Origin of the sequence: Klebsiella sp. 4_1_44FAA, assembly GCF_000238715.1 — a bacterium.
Taxonomy (GTDB): Bacteria; Pseudomonadota; Gammaproteobacteria; order Enterobacterales; family Enterobacteriaceae; genus Klebsiella; species Klebsiella pneumoniae.
Genome location: NZ_JH414799.1, coordinates 505,149 through 529,832 on the forward strand (window position 1 = coordinate 505,149; position 24,684 = coordinate 529,832).

A 24,684-nucleotide genomic window follows, 5' to 3' on the forward strand; every position below is an offset into this window, starting at 1 on the left:
ATGGCAAAAGATAACGGGGAGTTATTAAAGCATAAAAAAGGCGCCCGCTGGCGCCTTTTCGCGTGGTTAGACCATTAGTGGAGCGCGCTGCCGGGCACCAGGATTTCAGTAGCAACGATCACCACCAGCAGGCCAACGAGCACCGGCACTGAGGTGCGCTTGACCACTTCGAATGGGGAAATCTTCGCCATCCCGGCAACGGCGACCACCACCCCGGAGACGGGCGATATCGTGCGGCCGAGGTTAGAAGCCTGCAGCATCGGAATCGACAGGTAGGCCGGATTGATGCCGGAGGAGTGCGCCAGCTTGGGGATCATCTCAACGAAGGCGTAGAACGGGGCATTACCGGAACCGGTGGTCATCGCCGCCAGCATGGTCAGGATCACCAGCACCAGCATCAGAATAATGCTGGCCGAGCCGAAGGAGGTGGCGATTGAGATCAGACCGTTGATAAAGCCGATAGTGCTTAACCCCTGGGCAAAGACGCCGGCGGCAACCAACAGCATCACTACGCCGGCGAAGGCGTCGGCCATTCCACGGTAGGCGACTTCCAGCCCGCTAAAGACGTTTTTGGTGTTGAAACCGCGCAGGAACTCGAGGATCGCCGCCAGCAGCATGCAGCCAACGAGGATGGTGATAATGTGCAGCTCCGGCCCCCATTTACCGTCAAAGATCAGCACGCCGATGATCGGGGTAAACGGCAGAATGGCATACAGCGCCGGGGCGGTGGTGGTGATGTCGTTGACATCGAGCATCTCGTGAGAAATGTGTTCTTTTTTATCAAGATAGCGCTGCCAGAAAAAGTGGGCGATTGCCATGCAGATAATGGCCGCGATGGAGATCGGCAGCGTGGTTTTAAAAGCAAAGTCGATCAGCGGCATTTCAGCGGCTTTGGCCGCCAGGACGACGTCACCCGAGGTTGGCGAGAGGATAATCGCCGCCGGTGAGGCGCAGATGGCGGCGGCGGCCCCGCGGCTGATACCGACGTTCACCATTACCGGGAACAGCGTCGCCATCAGTAGTACGCCAAGGCCGGTCGCGGAGGAGACGGCCAGCGACATCAGGCAGGCGACAAAATAGGCGGCAATCATCAGCAGATAGGGCGAATTAATATAGCGCAACGGCTTCGACGCTAATTTGACCACCATATCATTAGCGCCAATATGGGTCATATAGGTGGCGAAGCCGCACAGCATCATGATCATCATACCCAAATCGCCGCCGCGGCTCATGAGTAGAATCTTAATGTATTCAATAATATCGGTAGCGGAATAGCCGGTGCTCGCGGTATTACCCGGTAACACTTTATGTCCCAGCAGGGCGCTGACGATCAGTAAGATTAAGCCTCCGACGAACAGCACCCCGGTGGCCGAGTAGCCTTTAATGATATAGCGGGCTACGCCCACAATGACCACGATCCCTATCAGGATCTCAATAAACGTCAGCATTTATTACCCCTAAACCCAAAGAATATGTAGCTAAAAAGCACCACACCAAATTTTAATGTGCGAATGTGCCGAAAAAACGGACAAAACTCGCTGATGCAAATCAATAAAGCGATAAGAACTACACGTCCCCCGTCACGCCTGGATATAATCACCAGATGGATAGTTAAGCCGTTCTGATGGACAGCGGGCGAAAATCAGGAGTTTGCCTTATTTCGTTCAACCTGTATTGAGATTATCTTTGCTATTTTAGGTGGCTTTTAAATCAAAGTGGTAATAGAAAAGTGTTGATGTTACGTCGTTTTTCATTGTTTTCTCTTGGTTTTTTAGGATGGTTATTGGTGTCCGGAAACGCCAGCGCGTCGTTTTCATCGACCCTTAGCGAAGGTTACCATACCTTAAGTAATAACGTAGCGCAGACCTGGAATGAGCCGGAGCACTATGATTTGTACGTTCCAGCCATCACCTGGCATGCGCGCTTTGCCTATGACAAGGAAAAAACCGATAAGTATAACGAACGTCCGTGGGGGGCAGGTTTCGGCGTCTCGCGCTGGGATGAGAAAGGGAACTGGCATGGCCTGTACCTGATGGCGTTTAAAGACTCTTTTAATAAGTGGGAGCCCATCGGCGGCTACGGCTGGGAGAAAACCTGGCGCCCGCTGACGGACCAGAATTTCCACCTCGGCCTTGGCTATACCCTCGGCGTCACGGCGCGCGATAACTGGAACTACATCCCGATCCCGGTGATCTTGCCATTGGCGTCAATAGGTTACGGTCCGGCAACTTTCCAGATGACCTATATTCCCGGCACCTACAATAACGGTAACGTTTACTTCGCCTGGGCGCGCATCCAGTTTTAATTCGCTAAGTCTTAGCAATAAATGAGATAAGCGGAAGGTCTTGTGCAAAAACAAGGACTAAAGCGTTACCCACTAAAAAAGATAGCGACTTTTATCACTTTTTAGCAAAGTTGCACTGGACAAAAGGTACCACAATTGGTGTACTGATACCCGACACAGCATTAGTGTCGATTTTTCATATAAAGGTAATTTTGATGTCTAAGATTAAAGGTAACGTTAAGTGGTTTAATGAGTCCAAAGGATTCGGTTTCATTACTCCGGAAGATGGCAGCAAAGATGTATTCGTACACTTCTCTGCAATCCAGTCCAACGGTTTCAAAACTCTGGCTGAAGGTCAGCGCGTAGAATTCGAAATCACTAACGGTGCCAAAGGCCCTTCTGCTGCAAACGTCATCGCTCTGTAAGCAACGCGTCAGTAGAATATAAAAACCCGCTAATAAGCGGGTTTTTTTTTGCCTGTCTCCTTCGCTTTTAGCGGCTGGCCGCCTGCGAGAAAAGCCAGAAGGCGACCGCCGTCATCGCAAACGAACCCAGCAAATTCACCGCGACGTTGAGCAGCGCCCAGCTTACCCGGCCCTGCTGCAGGAGAAACACCACTTCCGCAGAAAAGGTGGAGAACGTGGTCAGGCCGCCGCAGAAACCGGTGGTAATCAGCAGTTTCCACATCGGGTCAATACCGGTCAGACGATTAAACCACGCCAGCCCGGCGCCAATCACAAAGGCGCCTAACAGGTTGGCCGTTAGAGTCCCAATCGGGATAGCATGGTGCACAGGATTGAGCTTCATGCCGAGCCACCAGCGCAATACGCTGCCGGTGCCGCCGCCAATAAAAACGGCGCAAAGAAGTTGAAACACGGTCGTTTCCTGCTATTTGATGTAAGAGAGTGTCAAGTGTAGCGCGCATCGGGCGCGATTGGCTATCCATAACCTGACGGGAGAAGAACATGCGGGTAGCGGCAGGACAATTTGCCGTCACGCCAGTATGGCGGACGAATGCGCAAACCTGTGTGGCGATGATGCAGCAGGCGGAGCGAGAAGGGGCGGCGCTGCTGGTGCTGCCGGAGGCGTTGCTGGCGCGGGATGACAACGACCCGGATCTGTCAGTTAAATCGGCCCAGCCGCTGGATGGCGCATTTTTGCAGCCGCTGTTGGCCGAGAGCAGGCGTAACAGCCTGACCACGGTCCTGACGCTCCATGTGCCGTCAGGGGAGGGGAGAGCGACCAACACGTTGGTGGTATTGCGGGAAGGCGCAGTGATCGCCCATTATCATAAACTTCATCTATATGACGCCTTCGCGATGCAGGAGTCCCGGCGGGTGGAGTCCGGTCAGCAGATCCCGCCGGTGATTGAGGTGGCGGGATTACGCGTTGGCCTGATGACCTGCTACGATCTTCGCTTTCCGGAACTGGCGCTTTCGTTGGCCCTGAATGGGGCACAGCTGCTGGTGCTGCCCGCTGCATGGGTGAAAGGGCCGCAGAAAGAGCATCACTGGGCGACGCTGCTGGCGGCACGCGCTCTCGATACTACCTGCTATATCGTGGCGGCAGGCGAATGCGGAACGCGCAATATCGGGCTGAGCCGCATCGTCGATCCGCTGGGGACCACTCTGGCGGGGGCCGGGAGCGAGCCGCAGCTGATCTTTGCCGATCTCTCAGCGGATGACCTTGCGCGCGTTCGCGAGCGTTTGCCAGTGCTGCGGAACCGACGATTTGCGCCACCGCAATTATTATGACGTTTTTTTAAACAAGGCTTGATTCACCTTGTTACAGATTGCTATTGTGTCCGCGCGTCAAATACCCGTATTGTTTATCCCAATAATTCGCTGTGCACGTCAGGATGGACATCTCAGCGCTCACTCCCGGAGGGGAGGCTATGGGCCGAAACACGCAGCCCACGCACAGGTGGATTACAATAGGACGGATAAATGCGTGTATGATGGCGTATTCGCAGCTTGTATAGAGAAGAAGGTTAGCTATGGGTGAGATTAGTATTACCAAACTGCTGGTAGTCGCAGCACTGATTATCTTAGTGTTTGGTACCAAGAAATTACGTACGCTGGGCGGCGACCTGGGGTCGGCTATCAAGGGCTTTAAAAAAGCCATGAACGAAGATGACGATAGCGCGAAGAAAACCACCGCAGAAGAAGAAGCGCCGGCGCAGAAGCTCTCTCATAAAGAGTAATTCTCCGGCTGCGTCTCCTGACGGGATGCTGGCGGTACGGCGAAGAGGCCGCGACGTTTATCGTTGCGGCCTTTGTCGTTTTTGTCGACGCCGCGGAGAAAAGATGCAACTAACTGTTACGGACAGGCGAAACGGATGAAGCGGAGAGAGCCGCTGCGCCGAACAGGCGCGCAGCGGCGGAAGCGGTGGGTTATTTAACTTCCATCCCTTTAGCCTGCAGGTCGGCATGATAGGAAGAGCGGACGAAGGGACCGCAGGCGGCGTGGGTGAAGCCCATCGCCATCGCTTCCGCTTTCATCTCTTCAAACTCTTCCGGGCTGACGTAGCGCTGCACCGGCAGGTGGTGACGGCTCGGCTGCAGATACTGGCCTAACGTCAGCATGGTGACGCCATGGCGACGCAGGTCGCGCATCACTTCGATGATCTCGTCGTTGGTTTCGCCCAGACCTACCATCAGGCCGGATTTCGTCGGGATCTCCGGGTGCGCTTCTTTAAAACGCTCCAGCAGCTTCAGCGACCAGTTGTAATCCGCGCCCGGACGTACCTGACGATAAAGACGGGGCACGTTTTCGAGGTTATGGTTGAAGACATCCGGCGGGGTCACCGTCAGAATATCAAGTGCGCGATCCATGCGGCCGCGGAAATCCGGAACCAGCGTTTCGATCTTAATCGACGGGTTTTTCTCGCGAATGGCGCTGATGCAGTCGGCAAAATGCTGTGCGCCGCCATCACGCAGGTCGTCACGGTCTACCGAGGTGACTACGACATAGCGCAGACCCATATCGGCGATAGTTTGCGCCAGCTTTTGTGGCTCGTTTGCATCTGGCGCGACCGGGCGTCCATGCGCGACGTCGCAGAACGGGCAACGGCGGGTACAGATCGCGCCGAGGATCATAAAGGTCGCGGTACCGTGGTTGAAGCATTCTGCAAGGTTCGGGCAGGAGGCCTCTTCGCACACAGAGTGCAGGCCGTTCTTACGCATCGCTGCTTTGATTCCCTGGATACGGGACGAGTCTGCCGGAAGTTTGATTTTCATCCATTCCGGTTTTCTGAGCAGAGCTTCACGCTCAGTTGCCACGTTTTTCACCGGGATAAGGGCCATTTTATCGGCGTCGCGGTACTTAACACCGCGTTCCATCACAATGGGTTTACTCATAGCGTGCGTGTTCCAGTTGCGAGTCACGAAGGAAAGCGAATTAATTCAATGAAATGTTGCAATTATCAACTATTTTTGAATCAAGAGCAGGCAGTATACCATTGAAAAGGGGCAGAAAGCAGCCTGCCTGCCCGGCAAATTGTAAAATAGTTGTTGTTTTATCCTTTTCCCTTCCGTGCGCTACGCCTTAAACGAGCGGATCACCGTCTCGATGATCTCTTTCAGCAATGGCTCTTTCCCGCTCAGCTTATTAAAGTGCAGCGCAACGTCAATCTGCTCTCCACCCAGGGAAGGGAAATCCAGGGTCTGCAGCGGCCAGAGACGGGACACCATGGCGAACAGGCGTTCGGTGGTCAGACCCAGCATATCGCTCCCGGCGATCATCGCCGCCTGGGTCATCAGGTTAAAGGTGCTAAAGCCGCAGCGGCGCTCGCCCATCTCTTCCTGTAGTCGGCGATGGAGGGTGGGGTAGCGCTGGCCTTCCGGCAGCAGCAGCGCAAATTCGTACTCCGCGAGGGTCGTTTCATCCTGCGGACCGTCCAGCGCGGGATGCCCTGCGCGGCAGTACATCTGTACCCGATCCTGATACAGCACATGATGGCTTATCGCCTGGCCGCTGTGCAGGTGGGTATCAATGAGCAGATCCACCTGGCGCTGGTCAAGCTGCCGCGCGGCGTCGACGATGGCGATATTGTGCAACAGGATCTGCGGAAAGGTCGGCTTCAGCGCGCTGGCCAGGCCAGGCATCAGCAGCGCTCCCATCGCTGGCGTAGTGGCGATAGTGATCACCCGCTGCTGGTGCGGGCTACCGGTGATATCCAGCGCGCTGAGGAAAGCTTCCATGCCGCGGCTGATGTATTGATGAAGATGGGTGGCATAGGCGGTGGGGGTAACGCCCTGTCCTTTGCGGATAAATAGCGGATCGGGGAACAGCGCCCGCAGTTTGTTAATTGACTGGCTAATCGCCGAGGGTGTGATATTGAGTATCTTCGCGGCGTTGACGATACCTTTATGTACGTATACCGCTTCAAAGATCGTCAACAGATTGAGGTCAATATTACGCAGGATGCGAAACATTTGACGATCGTAACGTTCATCCTGTCTGTCAGGAGATTCTGACGGAGGCGTATTCTCTGGCACGCGATGAGTCCGGTTGGGAATGATAGGCCAAGTATAGCGGCCCACCGCGTTGCCGTGCGTGACAATTGATTGCAAAAATAACGTGTTACTCGTTTAGCGCCCCGCTGACAGCGGGACGTTGGCCTGCCGCTTAATCCCGGGGAAGATATTCGTGCGGTGGATGATTTAGCAGCGCCAGCAGATTGGCGACCAGTCGCGGAGCGACCGTCTCCGGGGAGGCTGCCGGCTGCCACTGGCGCATTTGCGTCATCTCCATACCGGCATAGCCGCAGGGGTTGATACGCAGAAACGGTGTGAGATCCATGGCGATATTAAGCGCCAGACCGTGGAAAGAACAACCTTTACGGATCCGCAATCCCAGAGAGCAGATTTTGCGTTCGCCGACATAGACGCCAGGGGCGTCGGCGCGGGGGTGCGACTCGATACTATATTCAGCCAGGGTATTGACGACCGTTTGCTCCAGCAGCGTCACCAGCTCCCGCACGCCCAGCTTACGGCGCTTGAGGTCCAACAGGACGTACATCACCTGCTGTCCCGGACCGTGATAGGTGACCTGGCCGCCGCGATCGCTCTGGATCACCGGAATATCGCCGGGCACCAGTACGTGTTCCGCTTTGCCGGCCTGACCCTGGGTGAATACGGGGTGATGTTCCACCAGCCAGATCTCGTCGAGGGTATCTTCATCACGGGCGTCGGTAAATTCATGCATCGCCTGCGAGACGGGTTCGTAAGGTTGCAGGCCAAGCTGCCGGATAAGAATTTTATTGTGCTGCAAAACAACATCTCCGCCGGGAAGAGAGAATTCAGGTTGGGGAGTATATCACAGCCGTACAGAAGGGAATGAGAAGACCCGGCACGGCGGCCGGGTCAGGGAAAAGGTTACAGCACCATCCGAACGATATCGATATTGCCTAACTCTTCGTACAGCGTTTCCACTTGTTCAATGTGGGTGGCGTTGATGGTGATGGAGACCGAGTGGTAGTTACCTTTGCTGCTCGGTTTTACTGACGGCGAGTAATCACCAGGCGCATGGCGCTGTACCACTTCCACCACCTGATCAACCAGCTCCGGCAACGCCTGCCCCATTACTTTGTAAGTAAATGGCGTAGGGAATTCAAGCAGTTCGTTAAGTTTGGTTTTCATGTCAGCTCCGGTGTTACGACAAAATAATAACTCCCACCAAGGGCGGGAGTTATCAGGTTACTTGGATGAATAGTATATGGGGATGGAAATCACACTTTCAAGTGTTCGATTTTTAACCAAACCAGTGGTGGAACATTAATTTAATGTAATCAATAATTTTGCCGAAGAAATTACCTTCCGGAATTTCCTGCAGGACCACCAGCGGACGCTGGTCGATGGTTTTACCATCCAACTGGAAGTTAATGGTGCCGACAACCTGGTTTTTCTGCAGCGGGGCGTGCAGCTCAGTGTTATTCAGCACGTAGCTGGCTTTCAGATCTTTCATTCGGCCGCGCGGAATGGTCAGGTAGACGTCTTTATCCACCCCCAGCGAAGCGCGATCGCTGTCGCCGAACCAGGCCGGTTCGGAGGCAAACTCTTTGCCAGCTTTAATCGGGTTGACGGTTTCGAAGAAGCGGAAGCCCCAGGTAAGCAGTTTTTTGCTTTCCGACTCACGGCCTTTGAACGTCCGGCCGCCCATTACCGCGGAGATCAGGCGCATCTGGCCTTCGGTGGCGGAAGCGACGAGGTTGTAACCCGCTTTGTCGGTATGGCCGGTTTTGATGCCGTCGACGTTCAGGCTGTTATCCCACAGCAGGCCGTTACGGTTCAGCTGGCGGATGCCGTTGAAAGTGAACTCTTTCTCACGATAGATGGAGTACTCGTTCGGTACGTCGCGGATCAGCGCCTGGCCAATCAGCGCCATGTCGCGCGCGGAGCTGTACTGTCCGTCAGCATCAAGACCGTGAACGGTCTGGAAATGGGTGTTTTTCAGGCCCAGAGCGTTTACGTAGTTGTTCATCAGGCTGACGAAGGCGTCCTGGCTGCCGGCGACGTAGTCGGCCATCGCCACGCAGGCATCGTTACCGGACTGTAGGTTAATACCACGGATCAGCTGAGAAACCGGCACCTGCATGCCCGGCTTGAGGAACATCAGAGAAGAGCCTTTGAAAACCGGGTTGCCGGTGGCCCAGGCATCGTTGCCGACGGTGACCAGATCGGACTCTTTGAATTTGCCCGCTTTCATCGCCTGACCGATAACATAGCTGGTCATCATTTTGGTCAGACTGGCCGGGTCGCGGCGGGAGTCGGCATTGTTTTCAGCCAGTACCTTGCCAGAGTTGTAATCGATAAGGATCCATGATTCGGCGTCAATCTGCGGGGCGCCTGGGATCATCGTTTTGATATTCAGGTCATCGGCGCGGGCAGCGGAGGAGAGCGCTGCAACGGAGAGCGCCGTAATGAGTAAACGAGCGGTGAAAGAGGTCTTCATGGTCAGAACAACGGCATCCGTGATGGAGTTAAAAAAGTGCCTTACTATAGCAAATGCTCTGCGGGCCAGCATCCGACATTGCGCATGAGTTTGTTAATGACTTTTACATGCGCGAGGTGAACGGGCGGCCCGCGGCGTTTAGTTGGCGCGAGTAATAAAGGACTGCAGCTGCGCTTCGCTTTGCAGGCGCTGCTGCACGGCGCTGGCCTGTGCTTTATCAGCAAAGGGACCCAGCTGAATACGCCAGACCGCGCCGTTTTGCATGACCCGGCCTGGCACAGAAAACTGCTGGCTCAGGCGCTGCTGATACTGCTGCGCCCGCGTCTGGTCGCTTACTGCGCCCACCTGGACAACAAAATTACCGCTGGCGCTGGAGGTCGCGGAGGACGAGGCCGCCACGGCGCCAGCGGCTGCGGCGGTGGCCGCAGCGGGCGCCACATTACCCTGAATGGAGCCAGGCGCGGTCACTGGCGCTGTTGGCGTGGCGCCGGCGGCAGGAGCCGTCGCGGCGGCTGCCGCTGGTTCGCTACTCTCCAGCACGCCGTTGTTCAGGGGCGTCGGCGCGCCGAGGAAACCGCCGCTGTTCACCGGCGCGCCCACGCTGTCTGCCGGCGTCAGCGTGCTGTTGCTGATCGGGCGAACGTCAGTGGGCGCGGGCTGGCTCATGCCAGCGGCGTCCCCACCGTCCAGATTCGGACGGGCGGGCAGGGCGTAAGTTTGTTTGGCGACGGTGGTACAGGCCATCCCCGGGCCGGAAAGCGAACCGTCAGGCGCGACGATGATGGGGTCGATGCGCACTTTGGTGTTGTTGGAGGTGTTCAGGCGGTCAGCGGATGCGCGGGAAAGCGAGATGACCCGATCGTTGCCATAGGGACCGCGATCGTTAATCCGCACGACGATCATCCGTCCGTTGGCAAGGTTAGTGATCCGCGCGTAGCTCGGGATCGGCAGCGTCGGGTGCGCTGCGGTCAACTGAGTCGGATCGAAGGCTTCGCCGCTGGCGGTCAGGTTGCTGTTGGGTTCCGCGTCATAGATCGCCGCGAAACCGGCCTGAGTAAAGTTGGCCGGATCCTGAACGATTTTGTAGCTTTTACCGTCGCGCTCATAATCCTGATTCGCCGTGGCGTTCGGCGTTTCATACTGCGGATCGGCGCCGCTGATCTCAACCGTCGGGCCATTACAGACGGCCGGCTGTGGAGTACTGACCGTTTTTTGTGCACGTCATCACTCGAACATGCCGCCAGCAGCCCCGCTGCTATGCAGATCCCCAGCCATTGCTTACGCATTGCTAACCCCTTTAAACGCTTTTCGACAACATTTTTCTGTGGGTATGGATCGACATTACGATACCAAACCCGGCCATCAGTACGATCAGGGCGGAGCCCCCGTAGCTCACCAGCGGCAACGGTACGCCCACCACCGGTAAAATACCACTCACCATACCAATATTTACGAAGACATAAACGAATAAAATCAACATTAAACCACCGGCCATGACCCGGCCAAAGGTGGTTTGCGCCTGGGCGGCGATCCACAGTCCGCGCATAATCAGCAGAATATAAAGCGCTAGCAGGATCAGTACGCCAATCAGGCCCAGCTCTTCGGCGAGGACGGCGAAGATAAAGTCGGTGTGGCGTTCCGGCAGAAACTCCAGCTGCGATTGGGTGCCGTGCAGCCAGCCTTTGCCGCGCAGACCGCCGGAGCCAATGGCAATTTTAGACTGAATAATGTGATAGCCGGCGCCCAGCGGGTCGGTTTCCGGATCGAGGAGCATCATCACGCGCTGACGCTGATAGTCGTGCATCAGGAAGAACCACAGGATCGGAATAAAGGCGGCGACCAGCACCACGGCGATACCAATCAGGCGCCAGCTGAGGCCGGAGAGGAACAGCACAAACAGCCCGGATAGGGCGATCAGGATCGAGGTCCCGAGGTCAGGCTGCGCCGCCACCAGCAGCGTCGGCAGGAAGATTAGCACCAGGGCAATGCCGGTGTTCTTCAGCGACGGTGGACAGACATCGCGGTTAATAAACCGCGCTACCATCAGCGGCACGGCTATTTTGGCGATCTCCGACGGCTGAAAGCGCACAATACCGAGATCCAGCCAGCGCTGCGCCCCTTTGGAGATGGCGCCGAAGGCGTCAACGGCTACCAGCAGGATGATACAGAAAATATAGAGGTAGGGCGCCCAGCCTTCATAGACCCGCGGCGGGATCTGCGCCATGACGATCATGATCACCACGCCCATGGCGATCTGGCCGATTTTACGCTCCATCATGCCGACATCCTGACCGCTGGCGCTCCAGATAACCAGCGCGCTGTAGGTCAGCAGCGCCAGCAGGATAAGCAGCATGGTGGGGTCAAGATGGATTTTATCCCATAGCGATTTTTTGTTCGGATTATCCGTCATTATTGATCCTCCCCTGCGGTTACCGCCGGGTTTTCGCTTGGCAGCGTAGTGTTGTTATCGCCCAGCATGATGTGATCGAGGATCTGGCGCATAATCGTACCGACCGCCGGGCCGGCGCCGCCGTTTTCCAGAATCATCGCCACGGCAACCTGCGGGTTGTTATAAGGCGCAAACGCCGTCATCAGTTTATGGTCGCGCAAGCGCTCGGAGATCCGGTGCGCGTTATAGGTTTCGTTGGCCTTCAGGCCGAACACCTGAGCGGTACCTGACTTGGCCGCGATTTTATACGGCGCGCTGGCGAAGTATTTGTGCGCGGTGCCGTTGCCGCGGTTGGCCACGCCGTACATGCCGTCTTTGGCGATTTCCCAATAGCCGGAATGGATATCGCCTACCGGCGGCTCATGGGGCTGGACCCAGGGTACGGGCTTGCCGTCTTCCACGGTGCTCTGCAGCAGATGCGGCACCTTCACCACGCCGTCGTTAATCAGGATCATCAGCGCTTTGTTCATCTGGATCGGCGTGGCGGTCCAGTAACCCTGGCCGATGCCCACCGGAATGGTGTCCCCCTGGTACCAGGGTTTCTTAAAGCGCTTGAGCTTCCATTCGCGGGTCGGCATGTTGCCAGAGCGCTCCTCGGAGAGGTCGATACCGGTGTAGTGGCCGTAGCCAAACTTGCTCATCCACTCTGAGAGACGGTCGATGCCCATGTCATAGGCGACCTGGTAGAAATAGGTATCTGCAGACTCCTCGAGCGCTTTGGTGACGTTCAGATGGCCGTGGCCCCACTTTTTCCAGTCACGATAGCGTTTCTCTGAGCCAGGCAACTGCCACCAGCCGGGGTCGAAGAGGCTGGTGTTGCGGGTGATCACCCCGGCGCTCAGCGCCGAGACGGCGACGTACGGTTTGACCGTCGACGCCGGCGGATAGACCCCCTGCGTTGCTCGGTTGACCAACGGTGTGTTCGGGTCGTTGAGCAGCGCGGAGTAATCTTTGCTGGAGATGCCGTCGACGAACAGGTTCGGGTCATAGCTCGGGGTTGAAACCAGCGCCAGAATAGCGCCGGTACGCGGGTCGGTCACCACCACGGCGGCGCGGCTGCCGGCCAGCAGCGTTTCAATATACTGCTGCAGCTTGAGGTCGAGGGTGAGGTAGATGTCGCGTCCGGCCTGCGGAGGCACCTCTTTCAGCTGACGAATGACGCGGCCGCGGTTGTTCACTTCAACCTCTTCGTAGCCGGTCTGACCGTGCAGAACGTCCTCGTAATAACGCTCTATACCCAGCTTACCAATGTCGTGCGTCGAGGCGTAGTTGGCCAGCTTGCCCTCTTTATCCAGGCGGTCGACGTCTTTATCGTTAATTTTTGAGACATAGCCAATGACGTGAGTCAGCGCCGAATTATAGGGGTAATAACGACGCTTGTAGCCTTTGACTTCCACGCCGGGAAAGCGGTACTGGTTGACGGCAAAGCGGGCCACCTGCACTTCGCTGAGGTTGACCTTTACCGGAATCGAGGTAAAACGATGGGAGCGGGCGCGCTCCTTTTTGAAACCGGCGATGTCATCGTCGGTTAAATCGACGACGTCGCGTAGCGCATCCAGCGTCTGCTGTACGTTATCGACTTTCTCCGGCATCATCTCCAGCTGGTAAATGGTGCGGTTAAGCGCCAGCGGGGTGCCGTTGCGATCGTAAATAATGCCGCGGCTCGGCGGGATCGGCACCAGCTTGATGCGGTTTTCGTTCGAGCGCGTCTGATAGTCGTCGAAGCGAACGATTTGCACATTGTACAGGTTGGCGATCAGAACGCCGGTAAGCAGCAAAATCCCCAAAAAAGCGACCAGCGCCCGGCGCACGAACAGCGAGGATTCAGCCGTATAGTCGCGGAAAGAATTCTGTAATTTCATTCGCTGCTTAGTCTACCCTGATCATCATTACTCACGGTGGTACGGGTGGTTGGTGGTGATGCTCCACGCCCGGTACAGACTCTCGGCCACCAGTACGCGCACCAGCGGGTGAGGTAAGGTGAGGGTGGAGAGCGACCAACTCTGTTCCGCCGCTGCTTTACAGGCGGGAGAGAGACCTTCCGGGCCGCCTACCAGTAAACTGACGTCGCGCCCGTCCTGTTTCCAGCGTTCCAGTTCGCGCGCCAGCTGCGGTGTATCCCATGGTTTACCCGGAATATCCAGGGTCACGATGCGGTTCTTACCGGCAGCGGCTAACATCATCTCGCCCTCTTTTTCGAGGATGCGTTTGATATCAGCGTTCTTACCGCGCTTACCGGCAGGGATCTCCACCAGCTCGAACGGCATATCTTTGGGAAAACGGCGCAGATACTCGCTAAAGCCGGTCTGTACCCAGTCCGGCATTTTGGTGCCAACGGCCACCAGCTGCAACTTCACGCATTAACTCCAGAGTTTTTCCAGCTCGTACAGACGACGGCTCTCTTCCTGCATGACGTGGACCATCACGTCGCCGAGGTCGACGACGATCCAGTCGGCGGCGGCTTCCCCTTCAACGCCCAGCGGCAGCATGCCGGCGGCGCGGGACTCCTGAACCACGTGGTCGGCGATAGACATCACATGACGCGTGGAGGTGCCGGTGCAGATAATCATGCAATCGGTGATGCTGGATTTGCCATGTACATCAATGGCAACGATGTCCTGACCTTTCAGGTCATCAATTTTGTCGATAACAAAATCCTGGAGTGCTTTACCCTGCAAGTGTTCCCCCTGGGTGCGTGAAGATTGATAATCATAAAGAGCCTGACAGTATACCTGAACTGATGAAAAAGTCGGGTGAAATGTCTGTCGGCAGGCGTTCGTGGCGGGCTATCATCCCATCCCTCGCCGCGGATTGCATCGCCATTTTTGTAAAACAATTTCTGCAAACCGGCTTTGGCGGATGCTGCCTGGCAGCGGAGAATAACAGCCTGCTCTGGCCTGTCAATGGTCTGGCGGGAATTCTTCTTGCGGCTGCCAGACGGCCTGGCTATTTAATACCCGCAGGGTGGTGAAATCGTCGCGGATTTCGAGGAGGCTCCAGGCGCCATGGGCAATGGGAAAGTGCCACATCGCCGCCGCAGGCATCTGCAACAGCAGGGCGGTCAGCAGGCTCAGGACGCCCTGATGGCCGACGATCAGCAGATGGTCAAGATGGCGGCAGTCGGTCAGCGTTGGGATAAACTCGCTGACGCGGCGGGCAAAATTCTGAAAGCTTTCGCCGTTGGTGGGGGCCGCATGCTGCCAGTCGGCACACCAGGCGGCATAGTTTTCCGCATCTTCTCGCTGGAGGTCGCGATGATGACGCATCTCCCAGTCGCCGAAAAACATCTCATTGAGCGCGGGATGGCGCTCACGCGGAATAGCGCGGTCGCCAAGCAGCAGATCGGCCGTTGTCCCGGTCCGCGCCAGCTCGCTACAGAATACTTTATCGAAAGGCGCCAGGCGCAGCCGTTCGCCGAGCGCGCGCGCCTGAGCGACGCCGCGCGGCGTCAGGGGCGTTGGGGCATGGCCGCTGTATAACCCGGCAACGTTGGCTTCGGTTTCGCCATGGCGAACTAACCACAATTTCATGAACAGGCTCTGACAGGCGATGAAGAGATGGCGTTACGATAGCGCTTTTTTCACGCCAGGCCCAGCCTGGGGTTAGCAATAGAGTCCCTGCTCGCGGATGTAATCCAGCACGGCGGCAGGCAGCATCTCGGCGCAGGACTCGCCGCGCTCAAGACGCTGGCGGATGATCGTCGCGGAAATATCGAACCACGGCGTCTCAGCCAGGTAGATCACGCCGGAAGGGCGGTTATGCAGAGACTCCACGTCGTGGGTTAAATGGCGATCCAGCCAGCGCTGATCCGCTTCCTGCGCCATGGTCAGCGGGTAACCCGGGCGGCGGCAAACAATCAGGTGGACATTGTCGAGAATGGTTTCATAGTTGTGCCAGGTGGGAAAGGTCAGTAGCGAATCCTGGCCAATGATAAACGCCAGCGGTTTGCGCGGCCCCTGCTCCTGGCGCCACTCCTGCAGCGTTTGCGCCGTCCAGGAGGGGGTATCGCGCCGCAGTTCGCGTTCATCGAGCGTGAACAGCGGTTTATCGGCAATCGCCAGCTTCAGCATGTGCACGCGCTGGGCGCTGGTGGCTTCCGGCTGCGGCCGGTGCGGCGGGACGTTGTTAGGCATGATGATGACCTTGCTCAGGCCAATCTGATTCGCCAGGATCTCAACCGGCTTGAGGTGACCGTAATGCACCGGATCGAAGGTGCCGCCATAGATTGCCTGTAACTGAGTCATATCAACCATCAATAAAAACGTCCGCCAGGGCTTTGTGGCAGAGCAACAACGAAAGACTTTCCAGTTCGGGCCAGACGTCGTGCCCGTAATCCTGTTTAAAGGTGAGCTCCGCGCGGGTCAGAAGGGTCACCGCCTGGCGTAGCTGTTCCCCGCTCAGGCGCGTGAGAGCGTCGCTGAGCAGCTGACGGCGGTTTTGCCAGACCCGATGTTTATCAAACAGCGAGCGCAGCGGCGTGTGCGTCGCCTGGCGCTTGAGGGTAACCAGCAGCAGCAGCTCCCGCTGCAGAGTACGCAGCAGGATCGCCGGCTCGCAGCCTTCAAGGCGTAACTGCTGCAGGACGTGCAGCACGCGCTTACTTTTGCCTGCCAGTAGGGCATCGACCCAATGATAAGGCGTAAAGTGCGCGGCATCGTTTACCGCTTGCTCAACGCGGGGCAGGGTTAGCTTACCGTCCGGCCAGAGCAGCGCCAGACGCTCCAGCGCCTGCGCCAGCGCCAGCAGATTGCCTTCGTAACAGTAGCACAGCAGCTGACTGGCCGCGTCGTCGAGCTGCAGCTGATGCTGTTTGGCCCGGGCGGCCAGCCAGCGCGGCAGCTGCGCGTATTCCGGCGTCTGGCAACTGACCTGGACTGCGCGCTGAGCCAGGGCGGTGAGCCATGCGGCATTCTCCTGGGCTTTGGTCAGCTTATTTCCGCGAACTATCAGCAGCAGGTCGTCGTGCAGCAGGCCAACCAGCGTGGCGAGCTGTTCATTGATCGCCGCGTTGGGGCCGTTTTCCGGTAGGATCAACAGCAGGGTTTGCCGGCTGGCAAACAGGCTCATCGCCTGGCTTAAGGCGAAAATCGCCTGCCAGTCGGTGCTGTTGTCGATTGAAAAAGTATGGTGCTCGGTAAAGCCCTGCGCGGCAGCAGCTTCGCGAATGGCGTCCTGGCTTTCCTGCAACAGCAGGGGATCGTTGCCAAGCAGCAGATAGGCCGCGCGCAGCCCTTCAGTGAGCTGCGCGCGGAGCTGTTCCGGGTACAACCGAATCATCATTGACCCAGCGTGGTGGAGACGCGGTTACCCGAGGAAGACGGCGCCGCGCTGCTGGCGACCGGTTTCTCTTCCTGCTGGGTTGCTTCAACATCCGCTACCTGAACGCTTGGCAGCTTACGAATCAGCTGTTCCGCCGCTTTGTCGTACATTTCCTGGATAATCATATCCTGCTCGGCGTCTTTCGCTAATGCCGCCTGCGGGTTATCAAAGAACGACCGATAGACCTTGGTGGTAATCGGATAGATATCGTGACCCGGGATCAGGACGCTGGCATGAACGGTCATGACCATCTGATACTCCGCCGTACGACCATCCTGGAACACCGATGCGGTATCTTTCTGAATCGACGAGCCATCGAGGCGCAGAGAAGGGACATCTTTACGCAGCGTGCTGGCGTCGATCAGTTCCACGCCGTTAAGACGCAGCTGATTACGTACCGCGCGGCTTAACGGGCCGTTCGGATCGCTCGACTGGAAAATCATGGTTTTCATGGTGGCGGGCACCTTGGTAGTGCTACGCAAATGCCAGCCACAGCCGGCGGTGACGAGCACCGCCAGAGATAACAACATTGTTACCAGATATCGCACGCTTCCTCCCGCGCTTAGCCAACGACCAGATTGAGCAGTTTACCCGGAACGTAAATCACTTTACGCACGGTTTTACCGTCGAGATATTTCGCCACCAGATGTTCCTGGCCGGCGCGCTCGCGAACCTGCTCTTCAGTTGCATCTACCGCAACGGTAATTTTACCACGAACTTTGCCATTGACCTGGACGACGACGAGGGTGCTGTCTTCCACCATCGCGCTCTCATCCGCTACCGGCCACGGCGCGTTGTCGATATCGCCTTCGCCGTTCAGCTCACGCCACAGGGTGAAGCTGGCGTGCGGAGTGAACGGGTTGAGCATACGCACCACCGCCAGCAGAGCTTCCTGCATCAGCGCACGATCCTGCTCATCTTCCTGCGGCGCTTTCGCCAGCTTGTTCATCAGCTCCATGATTGCCGCGATGGCGGTGTTGAAGGTCTGACGACGGCCGATGTCATCGGTCACTTTGGCGATGGTTTTGTGGATATCGCGACGCAGCGCTTTCTGATCTTCGCTCAGAGCCGCCACGTTCAGTGCCGCAACCTCTCCTTTGGTGGTGTGCTCGTAGACCAGTTTCCAGACGCGTTTCAGGAAGCGGTTCGCCCCTTCAACGCCAGATTCCTGCCACTCGAGGGTCATATCCGCCGGGGACGCAAACATCATGAACAGACGCACGGTATCCGCGCCGTAGCGCTCAACCATCACCTGCGGGTCGATGCCGTTGTTTTTCGACTTGGACATCTTGCTCATGCCGGTGTACACCAGCTCGTGGCCCGCCGCGTCTTTGGCCTTCACGATGCGGCCTTTTTCGTCGCGCTCAACGATGGCGTCAACCGGGGAAACCCAGTTACGTTCGCCGTTTTCGCCCACATAGTAGAACGCGTCAGCCAGCACCATGCCCTGGCACAGCAGCTGTTTCGCCGGCTCATCGGAGTTCACCATGCCCGCGTCGCGCATCAGCTTATGGAAGAAGCGGAAGTAGAGCAGGTGCATGATGGCGTGTTCGATACCGCCGATGTAGATATCTACCGGCAGCCAGTAGTTGGCCGCTTTCGAATCCAGCATTCCTTCCTGATACTGCGGGCAGGTGTAGCGCGCATAGTACCAGGAGGATTCCATAAAGGTGTCAAAGGTGTCGGTTTCGCGCAGCGCCGGCTGGCCGTTGACGGTGGTCTTGGCCCATTCAGGATCGGCTTTGATCGGGCTGGTGATGCCGTCCATGACCACGTCTTCCGGCAGGATCACCGGCAGCTGATCTTCCGGGGTCGGCAGCACGGTGCCATCTTCCAGGGTCACCATCGGGATCGGCGCGCCCCAGTAGCGCTGACGGGATACGCCCCAGTCGCGCAGACGGTAGTTAACTTTACGCTCGCCCACGCCCATGGCAGCCAGTTTGTCGGCAATGGCGTTGAAGCCCGCTTCATAATCAAGACCGCTGAACTCGCCGGAGTTAAACAGGACGCCTTTCTCGGTCAGCGCCTGCTCGGAGAGATCCGGCTCGGAGCCGTCGGCAGCGAGGATAACCGGCTTAATGTTCAGACCGTACTTGCTGGCGAACTCGTAGTCGCGCTGGTCGTGACCCGGAACGGCCATTACCGCGCCGGTGCCGTATTCCATCAGCACAAAGTTTGCCGCCCAGACCGGAATTTCTTCACCGGTCAGCGGATGAATGGCTTTAAAGCCGGTATCGACGCCTTTTTTCTCCATCGTCGCCATGTCGGCTTCGGCCACTTTGGTATTGCGGCACTCGTCGATAAAGGTGGCCAGCGCCGGATTGTTCGCCGCAGCCTGCTGCGCCAGCGGGTGACCCGCCGCGACGGCCAGGTAGGTACAACCCATAAAGGTGTCCGGACGGGTGGTGTAGACAGTCAGTTTGTCAGCGTAGTCGTTGACGTCAAAGGAGATTTCTACCCCTTCCGAACGGCCGATCCAGTTGCGCTGCATGGTCTTCACGGTGTCCGGCCAGTGGTCCAGCTTATCCAGATCGTTCAGCAGTTCATCGGCGTAGGCGGTGATTTTAATAAACCACTGCGGGATCTCTTTACGCTCGACCTTGGTATCGCAGCGCCAGCAGCAGCCGTCGATAACCTGTTCGTTGGCAAGCACGGTCTGGTCATTCGGGCACCAGTTCACTGCGGAGGTTTTTTTGTACACCAGGCCTTTTTTGTACAGCTCGGTGAAGAACTTCTGCTCCCAGCGGTAGTATTCCGGGGTGCAGGTCGCCAGCTCGCGGCTCCAGTCATAGCCGAAGCCCAGCATTTTTAGCTGGTTTTTCATGTAGGCGATGTTGTCGTAGGTCCACGGCGCTGGCGCGGTGTTGTTTTTCACCGCCGCCCCTTCTGCCGGCAGACCGAACGCATCCCAGCCGATCGGCTGCAGGACGTTTTTGCCCAGCATGCGCTGGTAGCGGGCAATCACGTCGCCGATGGTGTAGTTACGCACGTGACCCATGTGTAGTCGACCAGAAGGATAAGGAAGCATCGACAGGCAGTAATACTTCTCTTTGCTCTCGTCTTCAGTTACTTCAAATGTACGATTTTCGTCCCAGTGAAGCTGGACTTTCGATTCTATCTCTTCCGGGCGGTATTGCTCTTGCATGGCAGCCAGTGGTCCTGTTTTCAATACAGCTACAAAGTGTAGCCAATGGATGTGTTATTTCAGATCGGCATAGCATAGCCCAAACGCCCACGTCAAAACAGCTTTTCGCACATCAACATCGGCAAAAGCTGCGCAGATTATTTCGCGACTCTGTGGCTTGTCAGACACAGCGGGAGAGGAATAAGGTCTATTATCAGAAGACGTTAACCCCACCGGAGGCGAAATGATGAACAAGGTTGCTCAATATTACCGTGAACTGGTCTCCTCGCTCAGCGAACGGCTCCGCCATGGAGAGCGCGATATCGACGCGCTGGTGACGCAGGCGCGGGAAAAAATCGTCCGCGCCGGCGATCTGACGCAGAGCGAGATCGAGTCGGTGATTGCGGCGGTCAAACGCGACCTCGAGGAGTTTGCCCGCAGCTACGAAGAGAGTCACGAAGACGAGAGCGACAGCGTGTTTATGCGGGTGATCAAAGAGAGCCTGTGGCAGGAGCTGGCTGATATCACCGACAAAACCCAGCTCGAGTGGCGGGAAGTCTTTCAGGATCTGAATCATCACGGCGTGTACCACAGCGGCGAAGTGGTCGGTCTGGGCAACCTGGTCTGCGAGAAGTGCCACTATCACCTGGCGGTATACACCCCGGACGTGCTGCCGCGCTGTCCAAAATGTGGCCACGATCAGTTCCAGCGTCGGCCCTTCGAGCCCTAAGCGTGCGAAAAACGATGCGCGAGGCTTCGCGCATCGTGGTTTGTCTTATTTCACCGTGTTGACTTCGGTGCTCTTGAAATACTGTTTTCCACCCATGTCGCTAACATATTTCTGCGATGAGTTCAGTACCAGCTTGTCAGCAGTTAACGTCCCGACGCCGCATTTCGCCAGGCCCAGTATGCCGCAACTTTTACCACCATTGACCACTTTGGTGGCGGTTAACGTCATGTTGCCGCCCGCGCTGAGGGTTGAATAATTGTAGATCGCGCCTTTATTTTTGGTATTTAAGGTCAGGTCGCCGGTGCTGCTGATCTGCCCTTCGTTGGTGATATCTGAGTAGGTCGTGATTGAAATATTTTTGGCAGTAATATTGCCATAATTATTCACTACGCCGTGATCGGTGGTGATATCGGCGGCATTCATATAACCATTTTGGTTCAGCCAGTAGCTGTGGGCGGTAATGGCGTTGGTTGCCTCAATACGACCACTGCTGCTTTGCGCCAGCGTGCCATTGGTCTGTAGATTGATATTTTCGCCGGTGATATTGCCGAGGTTATAGATCTCGCCCGTATTGGCGCTGCCGTCCTGTTTAAGCGACTGAATGGTGGTTTGGCCAGTAGAGTTAATATTGCCGGTGTTTTTAAAGCTGTCGCCGACAAACGTCAGGCTGGTGTGTTTGGCGCTGATTTTGCCTTCATTGAGGAAATCACCGATTGCCGTGGCGGCAATCTGGTTATTTGACAGCAGGGAGGCTTTTTCTTCGTTGCGGATTTTCCCGCCGCTGGTCAGGCTTAATCCACTGGTGCCGGTCATCGTGCCTGAGTCGCCGTTGGTGATGTTGCCGTTAGCGGTGGCAATCAGCTGGCCGCCGGAGAGAGAACCGGTGTTAACGATATAATCGCCACTGGAGAGCATTAAATAATAGGCGCCGGCGATGCTACCGTCATTGGTGATGCCCGTGACGGTGGAAACCTGGCTCAGCAAACCTTTGCCCGTTATTGACCCTTTGTTCAGTAAATTACCGTTGCTGGTGAGCATCAGCGTGCCGTTGGAGATAATAGAACCCTTATTACGTACGCCAAAGCCGATGTTATTGCCGACCATGCTGATGCTGTTGGCCTCAATGCCGCCAAGGCTGCTGACGTCGATGCTGTACTGCGGGTTAACCGTCATCTGGATCAGGGTGGCCTTTTTACCGGCGGAGGTCACCGAGCCAGAGCTGTTATCCATGGTGAAGTTGCCCGCGCTGACCAGGGCGTTGTTGGCCTGCACTTTACCGTTAATCTTAATCGCGTCGGCGAGCAGAACCGCGTAGCCGTTGGCGGCGTTCATGCCATTTTCGCCGATGGTGAGGGTGCCTCCCGTTACGGTATAGCTGCCGATGGCGCCATCGTCGGTCATATTAACCTTGCCGGTGGTCAGGATAGCCTTGTTGGTATTAACAAAGCTACAGCCGGAACAGGTGATGCCGTTCGGGTTGGCGATTATCACATCCGCTTTCTGACCGTTGACTTCGATAAAGCCCTTCAGACTACTGGCGTTTTTGGAGGTCACCTCGTTCAAAATCACCGAAGCGCTGCCGGCGGTCAGATTATTGTTGCGGGCGATATTGCCAAATGTGCTGTGGCTGACATCATCGCCGCTGTTATTGAGGATGGTGCCATTGGCGCCGACGTTGAAGTCGCGGTACAGGTTATGGGAGACACCGGCGGCGTTCGGCTTTTCAATATCGATAACCGTGGCGCCGGAAGAGTGCGTATAGCTTGTGGGGTCGGCATAAACTACCGACGAGGTTAATACTGCCGCCAGTGCGACATAAGAAGCCTTAAACTTAAACATTTTCTTTATTCCTTTAAATAATGATTAATAAATAATGTAAATATGACGAGTCAATAATGTGCGAATTAATACCTCCACTGTAATGAAAAGCCCATATTCAGGGCGTCGCTATGAAACTTATCCGGTTTACTCAGCGGGGTACTAATAAACAGATCGTACTGCGTTGACCATAGCTGACCGCGCAGCCCGCTGACGGCGCCGGAGAGCACTTTGCCTTTTTGATATAGATCGGCGCCGATAAGACGGCCTATATCCGCGCCCAAATAGAATTGCCGCTCGTGGGTGGCCAGATCCCAGATAAAATCGTTGCGCCAGTACCATCCCTGATTGCCGGACAGGCTGTTTTCACCGTCAAAACCGCGCACGCTCCAGCGACTACCAATATTGAATTTATTATCGGAAGCGAGTTTGTCCGGGCTGAACTGGGCGCTGAGGCGGGGAGCCCAGGTAAATTTGTCGCCGGTGGCGTCAAATTTTATCATTGCCTGCAGATTACCATGCACAATCCGCGACAGCGGGCTATACAGCCCGGCCTGCTCTTCCGGCGTTGCTGTCGAGCTGAGCCACGGCAGGCTGCGCTGGATGCCGATGCTGGCATCAACAATCTTTTTGTTAAAGTAGTGCTGGTGGTTGAGGGTGAATTCCCATGAGGGGTTCTGCTTGCGCATCACCAGTAGCTCACTGCCGCCGAAGTAATAATGCGAGGTGCTCTTGGCGATCCGCAGGTCAGCGGTGGTTTTTTGCTGCCGGGTGTGGGAGAGCAGACGACTCAGCGTGGCGCTGTAGTAGCGATTTTTACTCTTATAATCCATCGTCGACCAGTTGCCGTTAAACTGCTGACGATACTGGCTGTATGCCCCGTAGGCGCTTAGTGTCCAGTAGCCAAAGGGAATGGAGTAATACAGGCTGCCGTTGTGGTTGCCGTCGTTATGCTGATTGAATTCAATATCGCCCCCGCGGAAAGGTACAGGATATCGTTGAGGGTGGTCAGGTCATAGAGATAGAGGGCCCCGCCGGCCTGGTAGCGTCCGCTGGCTTTGCTGCCGGCGTCGTTAAGCCAGGCGCCAAGCTGCCATTTTTTCGCCAGGCTGCGGGCGATCTGGATATCGCTTTCTCCCTCGTGCTGGCCCGGCAGCAGTTTCATGTGCGCGGTGGCGCCGGGCAGACGCTGCAGGTTGGCCATCCCTTGCTCAAGGTCGCTTAAGCGCAGGATAGTACCGGAAGAGGTGGGTAGGGAATTCCACAGGCGGGTGGTGTCCGAGCCGTCGGCATAGTCGATAGCGCCCACTTTGCCATAGTGCAGCGTGAACCTGAGTATGCCGTGCTCCAGCGACTGGGAGGGCACATCAATCAGCGAGGTGATGTAGCCTTGCGCGATCAGCTCATTTTGCAAGGTATAGGCCAGCAGGCGAATGCCTTCGCTACCCAGACAGCGTCCCTGCGCCTGCCGCGCGGTTTTCGCCAGTAATTTCCGGGTGAGCGCCTGGTTATCGGAGTCGATATCGACCCGGTTGATCAATTTGCAATGCGTTTCCTCAGGAAAAGGGATACCCTGCGGCGCCACGCGCTGTTGTGAAGACTGAAAATCCTGTTGCTGCGGCGCCAGCGCTTCCTGGCGGGCTTTATCCTGCTCCGTCTGGTGAGTAGAAGAGGCCAATGGCGCGGCCCCGGCGGCTGAGGTGCCCGCCAGCGTGATAAACAGCAGCCCGGTGAGCGTGCGAGATCGAATTAACATGAAGCAATATCCATTTGTTTCATTGGTTTGGTGGCGCATCCATTATTCTGCGAGCGGCAGAGAATATTGATGGCCTTTATTTCGGCGCAGGCGAGGTCAGGCAAGAATATTATATTCAATTAATAAAATAATCGTGCGACGAACCTGTTACGAGGCGTTATATGCTAGCGGCGGTGGCAAGGCCGGTCCACGAATTCATTATTGAATTCTTTATGAATTGATCGATTTAATAAATAAGTTCAGCTTTTAT

Annotated in this window: 22 protein-coding genes and 2 pseudogenes; 5 read left to right on the plus strand and 19 right to left on the minus strand. The window is 56.4% G+C overall.

Features of this window, described 5'->3' with window-relative positions; translation table 11 throughout:
• Positions 1 to 74: 74 nt before the first annotated feature.
• Positions 75 to 1,448: an anaerobic C4-dicarboxylate transporter DcuC gene (gene dcuC, locus HMPREF1024_RS18070; RefSeq protein ID WP_004142371.1), complete on the minus strand. Its 1,374-nt coding sequence runs from the start codon at positions 1,446 to 1,448 to the stop codon at positions 75 to 77.
• A gap of 338 nt (positions 1,449 to 1,786) precedes the next feature.
• On the opposite strand from dcuC, the gene pagP reads away from it, so the two are divergent.
• Together pagP and cspE are read left to right on the plus strand one after the other, a co-directional pair.
• Positions 1,787 to 2,305: a lipid IV(A) palmitoyltransferase PagP gene (gene pagP, locus HMPREF1024_RS18065; RefSeq protein WP_002894414.1), complete on the plus strand. Its 519-nt coding sequence runs from the start codon at positions 1,787 to 1,789 to the stop codon at positions 2,303 to 2,305.
• A 194-nt stretch (positions 2,306 to 2,499) separates the two neighbouring features.
• Positions 2,500 to 2,709, plus strand: a complete 210-nt coding sequence (gene cspE / locus HMPREF1024_RS18060; protein ID WP_002439184.1) for a transcription antiterminator/RNA stability regulator CspE — start codon at positions 2,500 to 2,502, stop codon at positions 2,707 to 2,709.
• 67 nt (positions 2,710 to 2,776) lie between these two features.
• Here the strand turns inward: cspE and crcB are convergent, their stop codons facing one another.
• Entirely contained in the window at positions 2,777 to 3,160 is a 384-nt protein-coding gene (crcB, locus tag HMPREF1024_RS18055; RefSeq protein ID WP_002894459.1) for a fluoride efflux transporter CrcB, read from the minus strand.
• An 89-nt stretch (positions 3,161 to 3,249) separates the two neighbouring features.
• Between crcB and HMPREF1024_RS18050 the strand changes: the two genes are divergently transcribed.
• Positions 3,250 to 4,038: a deaminated glutathione amidase gene (locus HMPREF1024_RS18050; RefSeq protein ID WP_009308179.1), complete on the plus strand. Its 789-nt coding sequence runs from the start codon at positions 3,250 to 3,252 to the stop codon at positions 4,036 to 4,038.
• 242 nt (positions 4,039 to 4,280) lie between these two features.
• Positions 4,281 to 4,487: a twin-arginine translocase subunit TatE gene (gene tatE, locus HMPREF1024_RS18045; RefSeq protein WP_002894464.1), complete on the plus strand. Its 207-nt coding sequence runs from the start codon at positions 4,281 to 4,283 to the stop codon at positions 4,485 to 4,487.
• A 190-nt stretch (positions 4,488 to 4,677) separates the two neighbouring features.
• Here the strand turns inward: tatE and lipA are convergent, their stop codons facing one another.
• The 15 genes and pseudogenes from lipA to leuS all read right to left on the minus strand — a co-directional run bounded on the left by lipA (position 4,678) and on the right by leuS (position 20,151).
• The gene (gene lipA, locus HMPREF1024_RS18040; protein WP_002894467.1) at positions 4,678 to 5,643 is read right to left on the minus strand and encodes a lipoyl synthase; all 966 of its coding nucleotides are present in this window, start codon (positions 5,641 to 5,643) and stop codon (positions 4,678 to 4,680) included.
• Positions 5,644 to 5,823: 180 nt separating this feature from the next.
• Entirely contained in the window at positions 5,824 to 6,783 is a 960-nt protein-coding gene (locus tag HMPREF1024_RS18035) for a YbeF family transcriptional regulator (RefSeq protein ID WP_020803604.1), read from the minus strand.
• A 130-nt stretch (positions 6,784 to 6,913) separates the two neighbouring features.
• The gene (gene lipB, locus HMPREF1024_RS18030) at positions 6,914 to 7,558 is read right to left on the minus strand and encodes a lipoyl(octanoyl) transferase LipB (RefSeq protein ID WP_002894472.1); all 645 of its coding nucleotides are present in this window, start codon (positions 7,556 to 7,558) and stop codon (positions 6,914 to 6,916) included.
• Positions 7,559 to 7,662: 104 nt separating this feature from the next.
• Positions 7,663 to 7,926: a DUF493 family protein YbeD gene (gene ybeD, locus HMPREF1024_RS18025; protein ID WP_002894474.1), complete on the minus strand. Its 264-nt coding sequence runs from the start codon at positions 7,924 to 7,926 to the stop codon at positions 7,663 to 7,665.
• 112 nt (positions 7,927 to 8,038) lie between these two features.
• Positions 8,039 to 9,238, minus strand: a complete 1,200-nt coding sequence (dacA, locus tag HMPREF1024_RS18020) for a D-alanyl-D-alanine carboxypeptidase DacA (protein ID WP_002894539.1) — start codon at positions 9,236 to 9,238, stop codon at positions 8,039 to 8,041.
• A gap of 138 nt (positions 9,239 to 9,376) precedes the next feature.
• A pseudogene (gene rlpA, locus HMPREF1024_RS0126075) lies at positions 9,377 to 10,524 on the minus strand (endolytic peptidoglycan transglycosylase RlpA).
• 11 nt (positions 10,525 to 10,535) lie between these two features.
• Positions 10,536 to 11,648: a peptidoglycan glycosyltransferase MrdB gene (gene mrdB / locus HMPREF1024_RS18015; protein ID WP_002894613.1), complete on the minus strand. Its 1,113-nt coding sequence runs from the start codon at positions 11,646 to 11,648 to the stop codon at positions 10,536 to 10,538.
• A complete protein-coding gene (gene mrdA, locus HMPREF1024_RS18010; protein ID WP_002894617.1) occupies positions 11,648 to 13,549 on the minus strand; it encodes a peptidoglycan DD-transpeptidase MrdA in 1,902 nt (633 codons plus the stop codon). Before mrdA ends, mrdB begins: the two co-directional genes overlap by 1 nt.
• A 27-nt stretch (positions 13,550 to 13,576) precedes the next feature.
• Entirely contained in the window at positions 13,577 to 14,044 is a 468-nt protein-coding gene (gene rlmH / locus HMPREF1024_RS18005) for a 23S rRNA (pseudouridine(1915)-N(3))-methyltransferase RlmH (protein WP_002894620.1), read from the minus strand.
• 3 nt (positions 14,045 to 14,047) lie between these two features.
• Positions 14,048 to 14,365 (minus strand): ribosome silencing factor, encoded by a 318-nt coding sequence (gene rsfS / locus HMPREF1024_RS18000; RefSeq protein ID WP_002894623.1) that lies wholly within the window; start codon positions 14,363 to 14,365, stop codon positions 14,048 to 14,050.
• 222 nt (positions 14,366 to 14,587) lie between these two features.
• Positions 14,588 to 15,217: an adenosylcobalamin/alpha-ribazole phosphatase gene (locus HMPREF1024_RS17995; RefSeq protein WP_004191320.1), complete on the minus strand. Its 630-nt coding sequence runs from the start codon at positions 15,215 to 15,217 to the stop codon at positions 14,588 to 14,590.
• A gap of 72 nt (positions 15,218 to 15,289) precedes the next feature.
• Positions 15,290 to 15,940, minus strand: coding sequence for a nicotinate-nucleotide adenylyltransferase (nadD, locus tag HMPREF1024_RS17990; protein ID WP_004176879.1), 651 nt, complete (start codon positions 15,938 to 15,940; stop codon positions 15,290 to 15,292).
• Positions 15,933 to 16,964, minus strand: a complete 1,032-nt coding sequence (gene holA / locus HMPREF1024_RS17985) for a DNA polymerase III subunit delta (RefSeq protein ID WP_002894692.1) — start codon at positions 16,962 to 16,964, stop codon at positions 15,933 to 15,935. The genes nadD and holA overlap by 8 nt, the downstream gene beginning before the upstream one ends.
• Entirely contained in the window at positions 16,964 to 17,554 is a 591-nt protein-coding gene (gene lptE / locus HMPREF1024_RS17980) for an LPS assembly lipoprotein LptE (protein ID WP_009308182.1), read from the minus strand. The genes holA and lptE overlap by 1 nt, the downstream gene beginning before the upstream one ends.
• 14 nt (positions 17,555 to 17,568) lie before the next feature.
• On the minus strand, positions 17,569 to 20,151 hold the full coding sequence (gene leuS / locus HMPREF1024_RS17975) for a leucine--tRNA ligase (protein ID WP_004147581.1): 2,583 nt from the start codon (positions 20,149 to 20,151) through the stop codon (positions 17,569 to 17,571).
• Between the two features lie 226 nt (positions 20,152 to 20,377).
• On the opposite strand from leuS, the gene HMPREF1024_RS17970 reads away from it, so the two are divergent.
• The gene (locus HMPREF1024_RS17970; RefSeq protein ID WP_002894699.1) at positions 20,378 to 20,860 is read left to right on the plus strand and encodes a zinc ribbon-containing protein; all 483 of its coding nucleotides are present in this window, start codon (positions 20,378 to 20,380) and stop codon (positions 20,858 to 20,860) included.
• A gap of 45 nt (positions 20,861 to 20,905) precedes the next feature.
• On the opposite strand, the gene HMPREF1024_RS17965 is transcribed toward HMPREF1024_RS17970, so the two are convergent.
• The gene (locus HMPREF1024_RS17965; RefSeq protein WP_009308183.1) at positions 20,906 to 22,699 is read right to left on the minus strand and encodes a filamentous hemagglutinin N-terminal domain-containing protein; all 1,794 of its coding nucleotides are present in this window, start codon (positions 22,697 to 22,699) and stop codon (positions 20,906 to 20,908) included.
• A gap of 65 nt (positions 22,700 to 22,764) precedes the next feature.
• Positions 22,765 to 24,434: pseudogene (locus HMPREF1024_RS0126080) on the minus strand (ShlB/FhaC/HecB family hemolysin secretion/activation protein).
• Positions 24,435 to 24,684 lie beyond the last annotated feature (250 nt).